This window comes from Streptomyces fragilis, assembly GCF_003112515.1.
Lineage (GTDB): Bacteria > Actinomycetota > Actinomycetes > Streptomycetales > Streptomycetaceae > Streptomyces > Streptomyces fragilis.
Map to the genome: position 1 here is coordinate 577,262 of NZ_BEVZ01000004.1, position 16,448 is coordinate 593,709.

The 16,448-nt window shown below is 71.3% G+C and carries 9 protein-coding genes; 1 reads left to right on the forward strand and 8 read right to left on the reverse strand.

From position 1 onward, the window contains the following. Nucleotides 1-33 precede the first annotated feature (33 nt). The 7 genes from Sfr03f_RS15855 to Sfr03f_RS15885 form a co-directional block, all read right to left on the reverse strand. A complete protein-coding gene (locus tag Sfr03f_RS15855; RefSeq protein ID WP_108954540.1) occupies nt 34-1,185 on the reverse strand; it encodes an ABC transporter ATP-binding protein in 1,152 nt (383 codons plus the stop codon). 13 nt (nt 1,186-1,198) lie between these two features. After that, nucleotides 1,199-2,260: an ABC transporter ATP-binding protein gene (locus Sfr03f_RS15860; protein ID WP_372514383.1), complete on the reverse strand. Its 1,062-nt coding sequence runs from the start codon at nt 2,258-2,260 to the stop codon at nt 1,199-1,201. Between the two features lie 15 nt (nt 2,261-2,275). Further along, the gene (locus Sfr03f_RS15865; protein ID WP_108954542.1) at nt 2,276-3,253 is read right to left on the reverse strand and encodes an ABC transporter permease; all 978 of its coding nucleotides are present in this window, start codon (nt 3,251-3,253) and stop codon (nt 2,276-2,278) included. A 97-nt stretch (nt 3,254-3,350) separates the two neighbouring features. Then, the gene (locus tag Sfr03f_RS15870) at nt 3,351-5,144 is read right to left on the reverse strand and encodes an ABC transporter substrate-binding protein (protein WP_108954543.1); all 1,794 of its coding nucleotides are present in this window, start codon (nt 5,142-5,144) and stop codon (nt 3,351-3,353) included. A 101-nt stretch (nt 5,145-5,245) separates the two neighbouring features. After that, entirely contained in the window at nt 5,246-6,280 is a 1,035-nt protein-coding gene (locus tag Sfr03f_RS15875; protein ID WP_170145093.1) for an ABC transporter permease, read from the reverse strand. 703 nt (nt 6,281-6,983) lie between these two features. Next, a complete protein-coding gene (gene typA / locus Sfr03f_RS15880) occupies nt 6,984-8,891 on the reverse strand; it encodes a translational GTPase TypA (RefSeq protein WP_108954544.1) in 1,908 nt (635 codons plus the stop codon). 291 nt (nt 8,892-9,182) lie between these two features. Continuing rightward, the gene (locus tag Sfr03f_RS15885; protein ID WP_108955010.1) at nt 9,183-11,489 is read right to left on the reverse strand and encodes an ABC transporter family substrate-binding protein; all 2,307 of its coding nucleotides are present in this window, start codon (nt 11,487-11,489) and stop codon (nt 9,183-9,185) included. 369 nt (nt 11,490-11,858) lie between these two features. Between Sfr03f_RS15885 and Sfr03f_RS15890 the strand changes: the two genes are divergently transcribed. After that, nucleotides 11,859-13,544, forward strand: a complete 1,686-nt coding sequence (locus Sfr03f_RS15890; RefSeq protein ID WP_108954545.1) for a hypothetical protein — start codon at nt 11,859-11,861, stop codon at nt 13,542-13,544. A 118-nt stretch (nt 13,545-13,662) separates the two neighbouring features. On the opposite strand, the gene Sfr03f_RS15895 is transcribed toward Sfr03f_RS15890, so the two are convergent. Next, entirely contained in the window at nt 13,663-16,269 is a 2,607-nt protein-coding gene (locus Sfr03f_RS15895; protein ID WP_245967575.1) for a SpoIIE family protein phosphatase, read from the reverse strand. Nucleotides 16,270-16,448: the final 179 nt, after the last annotated feature.

The following is a 16,448-nucleotide window of genomic DNA, read 5'->3' on the forward strand; positions in this document are numbered from 1 at the left end:
TGCCGGCCCTTCGTGGGCGGACCGGCCGGAAGGTCAGTCCTTGTCGCTCACGGCACTCTCGGCGCTCTCGGCGTGCTCGGCCTCCAGGGCCTGCAGCGCCGGGTCGAGGACGACGTCCTCGCCGCGCGCCTGCGTGGTCGGCTCCTCCGGGAAGTGGCAGGCCGTGAGGTGGCCGTCGCGGTTGCCGGAGATCTGGACCAGCGGCGGCTCCTCCGTCGCGCACTTGTCCTGCGCCTTCCAGCAACGGGTGCGGAAGCGGCAGCCGGACGGCGGGTTGACCGGGGAGGGCACGTCGCCGTAGAGGCGGATGCGCTCGCGCGGCTCGGCGTCCTCGATCTCGACCTCGGGAACGGCCGACAGCAGGGCGTGCGTGTACGGGTGGCGGGGACGGTTGTAGATGTCGTCCCGGTCGCCGACCTCGACGACCTTGCCCAGGTACATCACCGCGACGCGCTGCGAGAAGTGCCGCACGATCGCCAGGTCGTGCGCGATGAAGACGAACGCGATGCCGAGCTCGTCCTGCACCTTCTTCAGCAGGTTGACGACCTGCGCCTGGATCGACACGTCGAGCGCGGAGACCGGCTCGTCGGCGACGATCAGCTTCGGGTTGAGAGCGAGGGCTCGCGCCACGCCGATGCGCTGTCGCTGACCACCGGAGAACTCGTGCGGGAACCGGTTGTAGTGCTCGGGGTTGAGGCCGACGAGTTCCAGGAGTTCCTTGACGCGCTTCGTCCGGCCGCCCGCGGGCTCGATCCCGTTGACCTCCATCGGCGACTTGATGATCGTGCCGACCGTCTGGCGCGGGTTCAGCGACGAGTACGGGTCCTGGAAGATCATCTGGATCTCGGACCGGATCGGGCTCAACTGCCGGCGCGAGGCGTGGGTGATGTCCTGCCCGCGATAGGTGATGGTGCCCGCGGTGGGCTCCATCAGGCGGGTGATCAGGCGGCCGGTGGTCGACTTGCCGCAGCCGGACTCGCCGACCACGCCGAGGGCCTCGCCCTCGGCGACCGTCAGGTCCACGTTGTCCACGGCCTGGACCGCACCGACCTTCCGCTTGAACGGAAAGCCCCCGTAGATCGGGAAGTGCATGGTCAGGCCCTTGACCTCGAGCAACGTCCTACGCTCGGCGGCGGGGGTTGCCTCGGCGTGCTTCTGCTCGGGGGCGGTGAGGTTGTCGCTCATGTCTCGGTGCTCCCTAGCGCAGCCGGGGCTGGATCTTGTCGATGAAAATGGACTGCTTCTGGGCGGACGTCAGGTGGCAGGCGGTGTCCCGGCCTTCACCCAGCTCGGGCGTCACCGTCGTGCAGAGGTCCCCGGCCACCTGGTCCTTGAAGACGCAACGCGGACTGAAGCGGCAACCCGTCGGCGGGTTGAGCAGCGACGGCGGGGTGCCCGGGATCGGCTCGAGGGCGATGTCGACATCGCTGTCCAGCCGCGGCATCGAGCTGAGCAGACCCCAGGTGTAGGGGTGGCGGGGCGTGTGCAGGACCTCGCGGACGGTGCCTCGTTCCATGGCCCTGCCGCCGTACATCACCATGATGTCGTCCGCCATGTTGGCGATGACGCCCAGGTCGTGGGTGATGAAGATGATCGCGGAGCCGAACTCCTGCTGAAGGTCCTTCAGCAGGTCGAGAATCTGCGCCTGCACGGTCACGTCGAGCGCGGTGGTCGGCTCGTCCGCGATCAGCAGCTCCGGGTCGCACATCAGGGCCATGGCGATCATGGCGCGCTGGCGCATACCGCCGGAGAACTGGTGCGGGTAGTCGTCGAAGCGCAGCTTGGGCTGCGGGATGCCGACCTTCTCCAGCATCTGGACGGCGCGGTCCTTCGCCTCCTTCTTGGAGGCACCCCTGTGCTTCATGTAGGGCTCGGACAGCTGCCGGCCGACCGTGTAGTACGGCGACATCGCGGTCAGCGGGTCCTGGAAGATCATCGCCATCTTGTTGCCGCGGAGCTTCTGCAGCTCACGCTCGGAAGCGGTGAGGAGTTCCTGGCCGTCGAGGTTGATCGACCCCTCGATGGTGCTGGTATCCGGGTTGTGCAGGCCCAGGACCGTCAGGTTGGTGACGGACTTTCCGGAGCCCGACTCGCCCACGATGCCGAGCGTCTTGCCCCGCTCGACGTCGAAGGAGAGGCCGTCGACCGCCTTGACGATGCCGTCCTCCGTGGAGAAACGCACCCGCAGGTCGCGGACCGAGAGGAACGCGTCCGAGCCGGTCGTCCTCGGCACGTCCTCAGTCATGGTCTGAGAGGTCACTGTGGTTCGTTCTTCCTAGGAGAGCCGGATACGCGGGTCGACGTACGCGTACAGGATGTCGGTGACCATGTTGCAGATCAGGATGAAGAAAGCGGAGACCAGCATCACGCCCATGGTCAGCGGCAGGTCCTTGGTCGTGGCGCCGTCGACGGCGAGCCGGCCGAGGCCGTGCAGCGAGAAGGTCAGCTCGGTGACGACACCGCCGGAGAGCAGGCTGGAGATGTCGATGCCGATCACCGTCAGGATCGGGATCAGCGAGCCTCGCCACGCGTAACGGAAGAAGACGTACTTCTTGCTCATCCCCTTGGCCCGCGCGGTTCGCACGTGCTCCTCCTGGAGCTGCTGCACCAGCTCGGAGCGCGCCATACGCGTGTACTGGGCCGTGAAGATCGTCGACATCACCAGGATGGGGATCCACAGGCCGGCGAGCCACAGGAACGGATTCTCCAGGAAAGGGTAGTACTTCGGGTTCTCGAACCAGCCGGTGCTCCACACGAACAGCAGCAGGGCGAGCGGGCCGAGGAGGTAGATCTGGAAGGAGCTCAGCACCGTCGAGGCACCGGTGGCGAACTTGTCGACCGCGGTGCCCTTCTTGTACGCGGCGATCATTCCGGCCGCCAGACCGATGAACAGGAAGACGACCAGTCCGCCGACGGTCAGCGACAGGGTCAGCGGCATGCGGTCCACGACGGTGTCCCAGACCAGCTCGTTGCTGGAGTAGGAGACGCCCAGGCACGGGGCGCTGCAGTGCCCGGTCGGGAAGTCACGGCCCATCACGATGCCGGACATGAAGTCCCACCACTGCTGGAACAGCGGCAGATCAAGGCCCATGGCGTGCCGGATGGACTCGATTCTCGCAGGCGAGCAGTCCTTGCCGCAGGCAAGTGAGGCGTAATCGGAGGGTCCGGAAAGGAACAGGAAGAACGTCACCGTTCCGATCAGGAAAAGCGTGATCACGGCACCCATTGAGCGCCGGAGGATGAACTTGAACATGGCGGGGAGCTGCTCTCTGCGGAAACGGAGACGGGGGTCACGGAACCGCGGGGATGCGCTCCGCCTGGTGCGCATCCCCGCGGTCAGCCGAGGGGCGTCAGGACTTCAGGAAGAGGTCGTTGACGTTGATGTAGCTCGACTCGACGCTGTAGCGAGCGCCACCGATGTTCGAACCGAACAGCTGCAGCTGCTTCGTGTAATACAGCGGCGCACCGGGGTTGATCTCCTCGAGGAGGTACTCGTGCGCCTCCTGCCAGGTGGCGGCGGCCTCCTCGGGCTTCTGCCCGAGAGCCTTGTCGATCAGCTGCTGGACCTTCTCGTCACGGATGTGCGAGTAGTTCGGCGAACCGTCCTGGAGCTGCGACGGGTCGTAGACCGGGGTGACGACGGTGGACGGCGACGGCCAGTCCTGGCCCCAGCCGGTCATGTAGACGTCGTACGGGTTGTCGACCTTGCCGATCTGCTCGTAGAAGCTGGCGGCCTCGACCTCCTTGGCGACGACGTCGAGACCGAGCGAGGTCAGCGAGCTCTCGATGGTGGCCTTCTGCTTCTGGCCGAGCTCGTTGTTGCGGTACGCGTAGACGATCTTCTTGTCCTCGGCCGGAACGTCCTTCAGGAGCTCCTTGGCCTTGGCGACGTCGCCCTTGGGGTTCTTCAGACGGCCGTACGGGTCGTAGTCGGCCTTGTAGCCCGGCAGGGTCGGCGCGAAGTAGTTCGGCGCCGGGTCGCCGGCGTAGCTGCCGCCGTCGAGGGCGAGCACCGCCTCGGCGTTGATGCCGATGGTGATGGCGTCGCGGACCTTCTTGTTCTTGACGCGGTCAAGGTTGAAGTTCAGCTGCCACACGTAGGGCTGGTAGCCCTCGACCGTGCGGGAGCGCAGCTTCTTGTCCCGGACGACCTTGGGGATCTGCGGCGCGTCGACGGAGCCGGTGAACTGGATCGCGTTCTTGTCGTCACCCTGGTCGGCGATCAGACGCTGGGTCTGGGTCGGGCCGGTGATGCCGATCTCGAACTCCCAGGCGTCCGGGTACGCGTTGCGCACCGGGTCGCTCTCGGCCTTCCACTTGTCGTTGCGGACCAGCTTCAGCGACTTGCCCGGCTTGAACTCGGCGATCTTGTACGGGCCGGTGGCGACGGGCTTCTTGTCGTACTTCTCCTTGGTGTCGGTCTCTTCCGGCACCAGGGCGTAGCCCGGCATGGTCAGCATCTGCGGCACGTCGAGCTGCGGCTTCTCGAAGTGGAAGATGATCGTCTTGTCGTCCGGGGTCTCCAGGACGGAGTCCGGCAGGTGCTTCTTCTTGAAGCCGCCGTCCGGCAGGTCCTTGCGGTAGTCCGCGCCGCTCAGCCAGGTCTGCAGGTACGTCGGGCCGTCGAAGATGAACTCGGCGTACTGACGCTCGATGGTGTGGCGGACGTCGGCGGAGTTGATCGGGTTGCCGTTCTCGTCCTCAAGGCCTTCCTTGAGGGTGTACGTCCAGGTCTTGCCGTCGTCGGACGACTTGCCGGAGTCGGTGGCGAGGTCACCGACCACGGTGAGGTTGCCGTCGGCGTCCTCCTGGAAGTTCGTCAGCCCCCGGTGGACGAGGTTGGCCCACAGACCGGCGTCGGAGACGTAGATCTGACCCGGGTCCATGTGGGTCAGGTCGGTCTCGGAGTAGGCCTTGATGGTGCCGCCGGCCTTGGCGCCCTTGACCGGGGCGGCCGGACCGTTGGAAGCAGCGGCGTCCGCGTACTGAACCGGCTTCTGCTGCTTCTTGGCCTCGTCCTGCGTCTTCGCCTTGGACTCGCCCTTGCTCCCGCCGTCGTTGGAGGAGCAGCCGGTCAGTGCCAGCGAACCGGCAGCCAGGGCCACCACTATGGCGCGTGTGGTGCGCTTGTTGAAGGTTCTCATGACGAGTGGATACCTACCTGTCGATTGTTTCCTGAGTACTGCCGAGACACAGGCCCGATGAAGCCGGGCCGGGGGCGACAGTCACCCCCCACCAAGGACGGTCACCGTCCGGACTTGGGGTCGAAGGCGTCCCGTACGGAGTCTCCGAGAAGGTTGAAGGCCAGAACGAAGATCACCAGTGCGAGACCGGGGAAGAAGATGTAGGACGGGACCATCTGCGTGTAGTCGGCACCGTTGGCGAAGAGACGGCCCCAGTCAGGGGTCGGCTCGACGAAGCCGACGCCGGCGAAGGAGAGGAACGCGATGGTCAGGATGGTGCTGGGCAGCGTGTAGGTGAACTGGACGATGATCGGGGAGACCACGTTGGGCAGGATCTCCTTGAAGACGATCCGCCAGTTGGAGGCCCCGGAGACCTTGGCGGCCTCCACGAACTCCCGCTCGCGCAGCATCATCACGACCGACCGCACCAGGCGGGACATGCCCATCCATCCCAGGATCCACAGCACGATCAGCATGGCGAGGGCCCGGAAGTAGGTCGGGGTCTCCTCCTGCGGATCGACGAAGAGCGCCGTGATGACCGGCATGAAGGCGATGAAGAACAGCTGGCTCGGGAACGCGAGGAAGAAGTCCGTGACCCGTCCGACGAAGAAGTCGGTCTTGCCGCCCAGGAAGCCCGCGACGAGACCGATGACCACGCCCGTCACCATGCACAGCACGGTGACCAGCAGCGCCATCAGCAGCGAGGTGCGGATGCCGTAGATCAGGAGGGCGAACATGTCACGGCCCAATTCGGGTTCCACGCCGAACCAGTGGTCTCCCGAGACTCCGCCGAACGTTCCGAGCGGCAGACCGAACTCGTCGATCACCGGCTTGTCGCTGTACGCCGGGTCCTGGCCGTACATGGTGTACGGGTCGGTGCCGCTCAGCATGGTGAGCAGCGGGGCCGCGAGGCCGATGACGAAATACGCGAGGACGATCCACGCGCAGATCACGCCGACGCGATCGCGCTTGAAGCGCATCCACATCAACTGACCGGGGGACCGGCCCTCCAGCGTCGGTTCGGCCGCTTCGGGCTTCGCCTCGCCCTCGGCGGCGACCTTCGTCGCGCTGTCCTCGATCTCGATCGGACTTGTCACTGTTCGCCCATCTCGCGTCTGGGTTTGCCGCGTTCGGCATCCGGTACGGGTGTACCTGGTGCCGGCCCGTCGGCCGGATCATGAAGTGTCAGAGAACCCGGATTGATGGCGGGCCACCACGTACCTACGCGCGTAGCGCTGTTCGCGGGGACCACCGGGAGTGGGTTCAGAGCCAGTCGTCGAGCCCGCAGGCCTGGACGCGGCCGGCGGACGACCGGGCCCACAGGCTGCTTGTCACACCACCCATGGGACTCCTCCTCATGACTCCACGTGTTCACCAACAGGGGAGGGAGCACGCCACTGCCACGTCACCACCGGTGACGGCGGCAGATGGACGAACACCCCCCATGGCGTCGATGGTTCGTACCGCGTTCCGCAGAGGCAGCGGACTGTTCACCGAAGCGCCATGCCGCTAACTATCTGCCATGACCCCGGACCGGGACCACTGTCTATTGGTCTCGGTTCAATCACATCTCGCGCCCAAATTCCCAGACTCCAGACATTCCGACGACCACGAGAAGCCCACGAAACGGACGTGTTACATGGCTACCGGTCGAAGCGCGCCGAATACCGGACATCGCGCAAGTCAAAGTGGTTGCGTCCGGAGGCGCCCCGGAAACCCCGGAAGCCCGGGCGCCCCTGTGGGGCGCCCGGGCTTCCGGGAACGGGCCGTGCGCGGCCGCGTGGCGGCCGGCGAGGCGGCTCAGTTGTGCTTGGCGCGGGAGGCCGTGCGGGCGCGGTCGCGCTGGTCGAGGACCGTCTTGCGGATGCGGACGGCCTCCGGGGTCACCTCGACGCACTCGTCGTCGCGGCAGAACTCCAGGGACTGCTCCAGCGACAGCTTGCGCGGCGGCACGATCGCCTCGAACGAGTCGGCCGAGGACGACCGCATGTTCGTGAGCTTCTTCTCCTTGGTGATGTTGACGTCCATGTCGTCGGAGCGGGAGTTCTCGCCGACGATCATGCCCTCGTACACCTCGGTGCCCGGCTCCACGAAGAGCACGCCGCGCTCCTGGAGGTTGGTCATCGCGAAGGCGGTGACGGCTCCGGAGCGGTCGGCGACCAGCGAACCGTTGTTGCGGGTCGTCAGGGTGCCGAACCAGGGCTCGTGGCCCTCGTGGATGGAGTGGGCGATGCCGGTGCCGCGGGTCTGGGTCAGGAACTCCGTGCGGAAGCCGATCAGGCCGCGGGACGGCACCACGAACTCCAGGCGCACCCAGCCGGAGCCGTGGTTGGACATGTTGTCCATCCGGCCCTTGCGGACGCCCATGAGCTGCGTGACGGCGCCCATGTGCTCCTCGGGCACGTCGACGGTCAGGCGCTCGACGGGCTCGTGGACCTTGCCGTCGATCTCCTTGGTGACCACCTGCGGCTTGCCGACGGTCAGCTCGTAGCCCTCGCGGCGCATCTGCTCGACCAGGATGGCCAGCGCCAGCTCGCCGCGGCCCTGCACCTCCCAGGCGTCGGGGCGCTCGGTGTCCAGGACGCGGAGCGAGACGTTGCCGATGAGCTCGCGCTCCAGGCGGTCCTTGACCTGGCGGGCGGTGACCTTGCGGTCCTTGACGGCCGCCTTGTTGTCGGCGCCCTTGCCGGTGGCGCCGCGGCCGACCAGCGGGGAGGTGTTGGTGCCGATGACCATGGAGATGGCCGGCTCGTCCACCTGGATCAGCGGCAGGGCGACCGGGTTCTCCGGGTCGGCCAGCGTCTCGCCGATGGTGATGTCGGGGATGCCCGCGACGGCGCAGATGTCGCCGGGGCCGGCCACCTCGGCCGGCTTGCGGGTGAGCGCCTCGGTCATCATCAGCTCGCTGATGCGGACGTTCGCCACCGAGCCGTCGCGCTTCATCCAGGCCACGGTCTGGCCCTTGCGCAGCTCGCCGTTCATCACGCGCAGCAGCGCGATGCGGCCGAGGAAGTTGTCGGCGTCCAGGTTGGTGACGTGCGCCTGGAGCGGGGCCTCCTCGTCGTACGTCGGCGCCGGGATGTGCTCCAGGATGGTGGAGAAGAACGGCTCCAGGTTGGTGCTGTCCTCGGGGACCGTGCCGTCGGCCGGCTTGGTCAGCGAGGCGACGCCGTCACGGCCGCAGGCGTAGACGATCGGGAACTCGATCTGGTCCTCGTCGGCGTCCAGGTCGAGGAACAGGTCGTAGGTCTCGTTGACGACCTCGTCGATCCGCGCGTCGGGGCGGTCCGTCTTGTTGATGCACAGGATGACGGGCTTGCGGGCCATCAGCGCCTTGCGCAGCACGAAGCGGGTCTGCGGCAGCGGGCCCTCGGAGGCGTCCACCAGCAGGACGACGCCGTCCACCATCGACAGACCGCGCTCGACCTCGCCGCCGAAGTCGGCGTGGCCGGGGGTGTCGATGATGTTGATGGTGATGGGCTCCCCGCCGTCCTTGGGGTGGTACTTCACCGCCGTGTTCTTGGCGAGGATCGTGATGCCCTTCTCACGCTCCAGGTCGTTCGAGTCCATGACGCGGTCGTCGACGGACTCCAGCTGGTGGGCGGCGAAGGCGCCGGCCTGCTTGAGCATGGCATCGACGATGGTCGTCTTGCCGTGGTCGACGTGGGCGACGATGGCGACGTTACGGATGTCGTGGCGCGTGGCCATATTGCGACTATCTCCCGGAGTGTGAGGTGGCCAAACGCGCGCCTCGGTGGGTGGCGCGGGGCCTTCTGCCGGGCTGTTGCACGCCACGGCCTTACCCCATCGTACGGGGGTACGGCGGCTTTTCCCGCCCCAGGGAGAGTCTGCCCAGCTCATCGCCCTTTTGTGCCGCCTCCGCTCCGCCCTCCACCGGCTCCCGCGGCAGCCACCGCCCGCGCGGCACCCGGGGCGGCCGGCCTCCCGCGCCCTGAGCGGCCCCGCTCCCGAGGGGGCGGGGCCGCTCAGGGCGGAGGATCACTTCTTCAGGAAGCCCATGTCCTCGTAGACGGGGGTGCCGAATCCGAACGCCCCGGCGTTGGCGACGGTGCGCCGGACGGCCACCAGCTGCGGCCGCTGGTACAGCGGGACCGACCCGGCCGCCGTCCAGATCCGCTCGTCGGCCCGCCGCATCAGCTCGCGCCCCTCCTCCTCGTCCAGCTCGGAGACGGCCCGGTCGAAGAGCTGGTCCACCTCGTCCGTGCCGACCCGGGTGTAGTTCTGCTCGACCACCAGCGACCCGTCGGCCGCCGGGACCGGCTTGGCGAAGATCGGCCGGGCGTCGGTGGCCGGGTAGGCGGAGACCGGCCAGGAGTACAGCGCCAGGTCGTACTGGCCGTTGGCGACGTGGTCCTTGAAGTAGCCCTCGTCCGGCACCCGGGTGATCTCGACGCGGATGCCGACCTGCCGCAGCATCCGCTGGACGCGGTCGCCGACCGCCCGCAGCGACTCCGAGCCCGGGCCGGAGGGCAGCACGAACCGCAGCGAGAGCGGGCGGCCGTCCTTGGCGAGCTGCGCCGTCTCCGCCCCGGCGGGCGCCGCGGTGCCCCGCGGGGCGTAGGCGCCGGGCATTCCGCCGCCCTGCTGCTCGCGGGCGTCGCGGGCGGGCTTGCCGTCCTCCCCGACCACGTAGGTCGCGTCGCCGTCGTCCTCCTCCGCGACCGACGCGGACTCCGAGGACTCGGGGGTCTGCGAGGACTCCGAGGAGGCCGGGGACGCCGAGGAAGCGGCGGCGGACGCGCTCGGGGTGGGGGCCCCGGCGGTGGGGGAACCGGTGGAGTCGCCGGTGCCTGCTGGCGGGGAGCCGGCCGGGGACGGCGAGGTCGCGGACTTCCCGCCGGGCCCGTTGCCGCCCGCGCCCGCCACGCCGGCGGCCGGCTCCCTGACCGGACCGCCCGCCTTCCAGCCGGCCTCGGCCAGCAGCGACAGCGCCTTCTCGGTGTCGTGGTCCCCGAGCGCCCCGCTGCCGTCGGCGTAGTACGACTGCCCGGCGAGCGCGACGTGGCTGCCGACCGGCTCGGTGGGCAGGCCCAGCGGACCCAGCACCGTCCTGGCCAGCTCCTCGCGGTCCAGCGCCCTGGCCACCGCGCGGCGGACCCGCTCGTCGGCGAGCGGACCCTGGGAGCCGTTGAGGGCGAGCTGGGTGTAGGCGGGCTCCAGGGACTTGCGCACGGTGTAGCGGCCCAGCCCCTGCTGCTCGGCGGCGAACCTCTTCTCCGCCTCGGCCCGCTTCGCGCGCGCCGCCCCCTCGGCCGCGGCGGCCTTCGCGTCGGAGCCGTGCAGGGCGGCCCAGGAGAGGGTGGCCGCGGCGGCGGCCACCGTGCCGGCGGCGCCCGCTCCGGGCGCCCCGGTCAGCAGCGCGGGCGTCGCCGCCTTCGCGGCGCCGGGGCCACCCAGCGCCCGCGCGGATCCGCCGGGCGCGGGGGTGCCCTTGGGACCGGGGGCCGCGGAGCCGATCCGGCGGGCCTGGGGGCCGTCCACCTCGGCGAGGTCCAGCCTGCCCGCGGCCAGCTCGGCGGTCCGCTTCCCGCGCGGCACCGCGCGCAGCTCGATCCGGTCCAGCTTGGCGGGCTCGCCCCACCACCGCTCGTTCCGCTCCAGGGTGACGTCGCCCGCCTTGCGGTCGACCTCCTTGACCGTGAACGGGCCGGCGGTCACCCGCAGGGCCTTGCGGGCCCCGTTGTTGAAGGCCTCCGCGGTGCCCATGACGTCCTTGGGGTACAGCGGGGAGAACAGCGAACGCCAGTCGGCGTAGCGGCGGGCGAAGGTGACCTTGACCTCCTGGTCGTTCGTGCCGCGCTGGACCCGTTCGATCCGGTCGTAGCCCGCGTTGTGGGCGGTCCAGAAGGCGCTGTTGCGCCCGGACAGCGCGTGCCACTGGGCGGCGAAGTCCGCGGCGCCGATCTTCCTGCCGTCGCTCCACACCGCCGCCCGGTCGAGCTTGTAGAGCACCACCTGCTTGGGCTCGGTCCCCACCACCTCCGCCGACTCGAGGAACTCGGCGGCGCGCTGCGGGCGGCCCCGGGAGTCCAGCCGGAACATGGCGGGGAGCACGGCCTGGGCGACGCGGGTGGTGGTGGCGTCGGCGTCGGACTGGAAGGTGTTCAGGGTCTGCGGGACGGAGTCGACGGCCCAGCGCAGGGTGCCGCCGTCCTTGATCCGCTCGCGGGTGGCGGGCGCGATGTCCGGGCCTGCCAGCGGCTCGCTCGCCTGCTCCCCGGAGCCGCAGCCGGACAGCGCGGTCACCGCGAGCAGGCCCGCGGTGAGAAAGACGACCGAGCGCATGACGGCGCGCGGTCCGACACGGTGGTGGTACGTCACTGCTGCCTCCGGGGCGAGCCGCTCCTCGTAACGTCCGGGCAACGCGGCCTGCGGTCGATTTTCCCGATTAACCGATGAGATTTATGGCTCACTGAAGGCGAACTCACGCACTCCTGTCCCACGACACGGCGACAGTTCGCCCCGGATCCCACCCGTTGGGAGCAACGTGCGGCCGAACGGGAAGGGGTCCGGGGCCGTTCCGGGCGCGAGGGTGCGGTGACGTGGATCGGATCGCCTCCGATCACCGCGCGTCCACTCATGGCCTGCCCTTGACCTGATTCAGACGCATACCGGTCGCCAACGGACGCACCCGGCCATACGCTCCCCCCTGTGATGCCCACCCCGTCACCATCGACCCGCACCCGGCCCCACCGGCACACCCCTCTGCCGGCCAGGGCCGCCGCCCTCCTCCTTCTCCTGACCGCCCCGGCCTGGAGCCCGCCCGCGGCCGCGGCGACCGCCCCGGTGGCGGTCGCCGCGGCCGACGGGCGCGTCGAGCCCGCCGACGACCGGGCCCGGCGATCCGCCGGGATACCGGCCGAGGCGCGGGCCGCCGCCTCGGTGGCCGACGTGGCGCTGCCCGTCGTGATCGGCGGCGCGGTCGGCGTGCTGGCCGGGTACGGCTACGTCCGCCGCACCCGGCGGTCCCGGACCCGGACCCTGCGCACCGGAGCGGAGTCCGCCGCGGCGCCGGCCGCCTCGGCGCCGCCCGAGCCCGCCGTGCAGGGCGGCGGCGCGCTGACCCGGCTGCGGGCCCGGACCGGGCGCGGCGACGTGCCGGTCCTCGAGCTCGAGGCGCGGGCCGGTGCCGCGCTGGTCGCGGCCGACGACTGCGTGCACACCAGCCGCGAGGAGCTGGGGTTCGCCGAGGCGAGGTTCGGGGCGGCCGCCGTCCAGGGCTTCGCCCGCGCGGTCCGCGGCGCCGAGACCGAGGTCGCCGCGGTGTTCGCCCTGCTCCACGACGCCGGTGAGCCGCCCGCCGAGGGCACGCCGCCCGGCCCCGGGCGAATCGCCGTGCTGCACGACGTGCTGGACCGGTGCCGGGCGGTGGGGCGGCGGCTGGACGCGGAGGCCGAGGAGTTCGACCGGCTGCGCGCCCTGGAGGACGGGACCGGCGTCCCCGAGGCGCTGACCGTGGCGGAGCAGCGGTTCCGGGCGCTGACCGGGCGGGTCGGCGCGAGCGAGGCCAACCTGGCGGCGATCGGGGCGCGCTACGCGCCGTCCGCGGTGATGACGGTGTCGGGCCAGGTCGAGCTGGCCAAGGAGCGGCTGGTCTTCGCAACCAGCCGGCTCAACCGCTCGCGGCAGACGGGCGACCTGGGCGACCCGGTCGCCGCGGCGCTGCACCTGCGCGCCGCCGAGGGGGCGATCTCGCAGGTCGCCGCGCTGGTGAACGGCGTGGACCGGCTGTCCGCGGAGCTCGCCGAGGCCGACGAGGCGATCCCGCAGGCCTTCGAGGCGGCGTTCGCCCGGGTGGGCAAGGAGCCGCTGGCGGCGCTGCGGGCGGAGGTGGACAAGGGGGCGTGCGACCCGCTGGACGTGCTGCGGCGGGTGGTGCGGACGGCGACGACGGCGGTGCCGCTGCCGGAGGCGGAGCCGCCCGGGGAGGACGACGCGCTGTTCCCGGCGGCGGTGCTGGTGGCGCGCTGCTCGGCGGCGGCGGCCGAGGACTACGTGGGGGCGCACCGGGGCGCTGTGGGGGTGCGGGCCCGGGTGCGGCTGGCCGAGGCGCACCGGTTGCTGGGCCGCGCGGTGCAGGAGCGGGCGCCGGAGGACGCGCGGGACGCGGACGGGCTGGCGCGGCAGGCGCGGAGGCTGGCGGAGGAGGACGTGCGGGCATACCGGGACGCGTACGGGCCGCGGGGCGGTGGCGTGGGAGGTGCGGTGCTCGGGGGCGTGCTCCTCGGGGGCGGCGCGGACGGAGGCCCTCCCGGCTCCTTCGGCGGCCCCGCCACCCGCGGCCGCCGCGGCTCCACCACCGCCCCGCGCGAGACCGACCCGGGCGGCATCACCCCCTGACCCCCGCGGCCCCGGGCCGGGAGCGGCCGTCCGCCGAAGGGCGGGCGGCGCCCGCAGGGCGCGGAGGTCCCGGGGGCGGGGGGCCGGTGGGCCAAGGGGGGCCGGGGGGCCGGACCCGTCAGAAGAGGTCGAGGAAGGCCTCGGTGGGGTCGGGGGCGGGGGCGCCGGCCTTGGGGAGGGCGAGCTCGAACCAGACGGTCTTGCCGCGGTGGGTCCGCCGCGATCCCCACGCCGCGGAGAGCAGCTGCACCAGCTGCAACCCGCGTCCCCCCTCGTCCGTGTCCCGCGCCCGCCGCCGCCGCGGCTGCACCAGCCCCGCGTCCCACACCTCGCACACCAGCGTCCGGTCCAGCAGCAGCCGCAGCCGTATGTCGCCCTCGCCGTACCGCAGCGCGTTGGTGACCAGCTCGCTGACCAGCAGTTCCGCCGTGTCGTCCAGCGCGTCCAGTCCCCACGAGGCGAGCTGCTCACGGGTGTGGTCGCGCGCCCGGCCCACGCTGCGCGCCTCCGCGGGGAAGGTCCAGTCCCCCACCGCCTCGCGCGGCAGTCCGCGGATCCGGGCCAGCAGCAGCGCGATGTCGTCCTCGCCGTGGTGGGTGTCCAGTGCGCCCAGGACCTGGTCGCAGACCTCCTCCAGCGGCCGCGTGGGGTCGGTGATCGCGGCGACGAACGCGTCGAGCCCGTCGTCCAGCGGCTGGTGGCGGGACTCGACCAGGCCGTCGGTGTAGAGGGCCAGCAGCGCCCCGTCGGGGAGCTCGACCTCGACCTCCTCGAAGGGTTCGCCCCCGACGCCCAGCGGCATCCCGGGCGGCACCTCGAGCATGCGCCCGGGCCGCCCGCCCGGTTCCACGACCACCGGCGGCAGGTGCCCGGCGTTGGCGAAGACGCAGCGCCGGGTGACCGAGTCGTACACGGCGTAGACGCAGGTCGCGAGGTACACCTCGGCCGGGTCGGCGCCGTCCGGCCGCCGTGCCGTGCGGCCGCTCTTCTGCGCGGGCAGTCCGGGCGAGCCGAGGCCGCGGGCGATCTCGTCGAGCGCGCCCAGCACCTCGGCGGGGCTGAGGTCGAGCAGCGCCAGGGTGCGGACGGCGGTGCGCAGCTCGCCCATGGCGACGGCGGCCCGCAGACCGCGGCCCATCACGTCGCCGACCACCAGGGCGGTGCGGTGACCGGGCAGCTCGATCACGTCGAACCAGTCGCCGCCCACCTCGGCGGTGGAGCTGCCGGGAAGGTAGCGGCAGGCGATGTCCAGGCCGGCCGCCTCGGGGTCGCCGGGCGGCAGCAGGGAGCGCTGCATGATGAGCGCCCGCTGGTGCTCGCGCCGGTAGAGGCGCGCGTTGTCGATGCAGACGGCGGCCCGCGAGGCCAGCTGCGCGGCCAGCGCCCGGTCCCGCTCGCCGAAGGGCTCGCTGCCGGTGACCCGGGCGAACTTCACCAGGCCGACCACGGTGTCGTGGGCGACCATCGGCACCGCCAGCGTGGAGAGGGTCCTGCGGTGGCCCCCGGTGGGCGGCACCAGCCGCGGCTCGGCGGTGCGCAGCGCGTCCGCGCACGGCGAGTTGAACGGGTAGTGGTGCACCGTGCCGACCTCGTGGGGCGCGTCGTCGGCGGGGAAGGCCAGGTCGGCGACGGCGCTGGAGAAGCCGACCCGGCGCAGCGCGGCGCTGCCGTCGGCGAGGCCGGGGGCGGCCTCGTCGCCCACCAGCAGCGCCTCGTAGAGGTCGACGGTGGCCAGGTCGCAGAAGTGCGGGACGACGACGTCCAGCAGCTCGCGCGCGGTGGTCTGCAGGTCGAGGCTGTTGCCGATGCGGGCGCCGGCCTCGTTGAGCAGCTGGAGGTTGCGGCGGGCCGCCGCGGCCTCGCGGGCGGCCTCCTTGCGGGCGGTGACGTCGATGCCGAGCCAGGCCACGCCGATCGGGCGGCCGCTGCCGGCGTGCACGCGGTAGAGGTTGATCGACCAGTCGCGGGTCCGGGCGCCGTCGCCGACGCTGCCGGTGACGTGCATGTCGGTGACGGAGTGGCCGGTCTCCAGGACCTGCCGCAGCGCGGTGGCGACGCGTTCGGCCTCCGGGGGCGCCAGGTAGTCGTGGACGCCTCGGCCGAGGTGGTCGTCGGGGCGGCCGCCGAAGACGGAGGCGAAGCGCTGGTTGGCGCGCTGGATCCGCAGGTCGGCGTCGATCAGCAGGAAGCCGAACGGGGACTGGCCGAATATCGCCTGCGAGGCGGCCAGGTCCGCCTCGAGTCCCTGGAGGGTGCGGACGTCGATCACCAGACAGAGCGCGGCGCGCTCCCCCTCGGCGTTGCGGGTCGGCATCACGTGGATCTCGGCCAGGGCCTCGGTCGCGCCGCCGCCGGCGCCGCGTCCGGCGCGGTCGGCGGTGCCGTCGCGGCCCGCGGTGCCGTCGCCGCCCTCGGCGGGGCGGAGGTAGGGGACGACGCCGGTCCACTCACGGCCGTCGAGTATCTCGGCCATCTTTCGGCGGACGCCGCCGCGCAGCTCGGGCCGCACGAAGGTCTCCACCGGGTCGCGCCCGACGGCGAGCCGGGCCGGTACGCCCAGCAGGCTCTCGGCGCGTGCGCTCCACTGGTCGACCAGCCCGTCCGGGCCGAGTGAGAACGTGGCGATGCCCAGCGCGTCGCTCAGAGATCCGGGCGGCCCGCTCTGCCACACCCCGTCGACCTCGGGGGCCTCTTCTCCCGGGCCCCTCGGTGGTATCCCGCCCACGCGAACCGTCCCCTCCAGCACACCCACCCGGGCCGGTCACCTCGGGCGGCTGCCCGCAGTATCCAGCACCGCGCCGCCGTGCGACACCGTCCTTCACTCCCCCGGTCTCCTAACCACCCATATCCCGCCCGAACCGCCAGTACGTCGGGTGACCTGAGAGATCTCGAGCCGCGACCGGT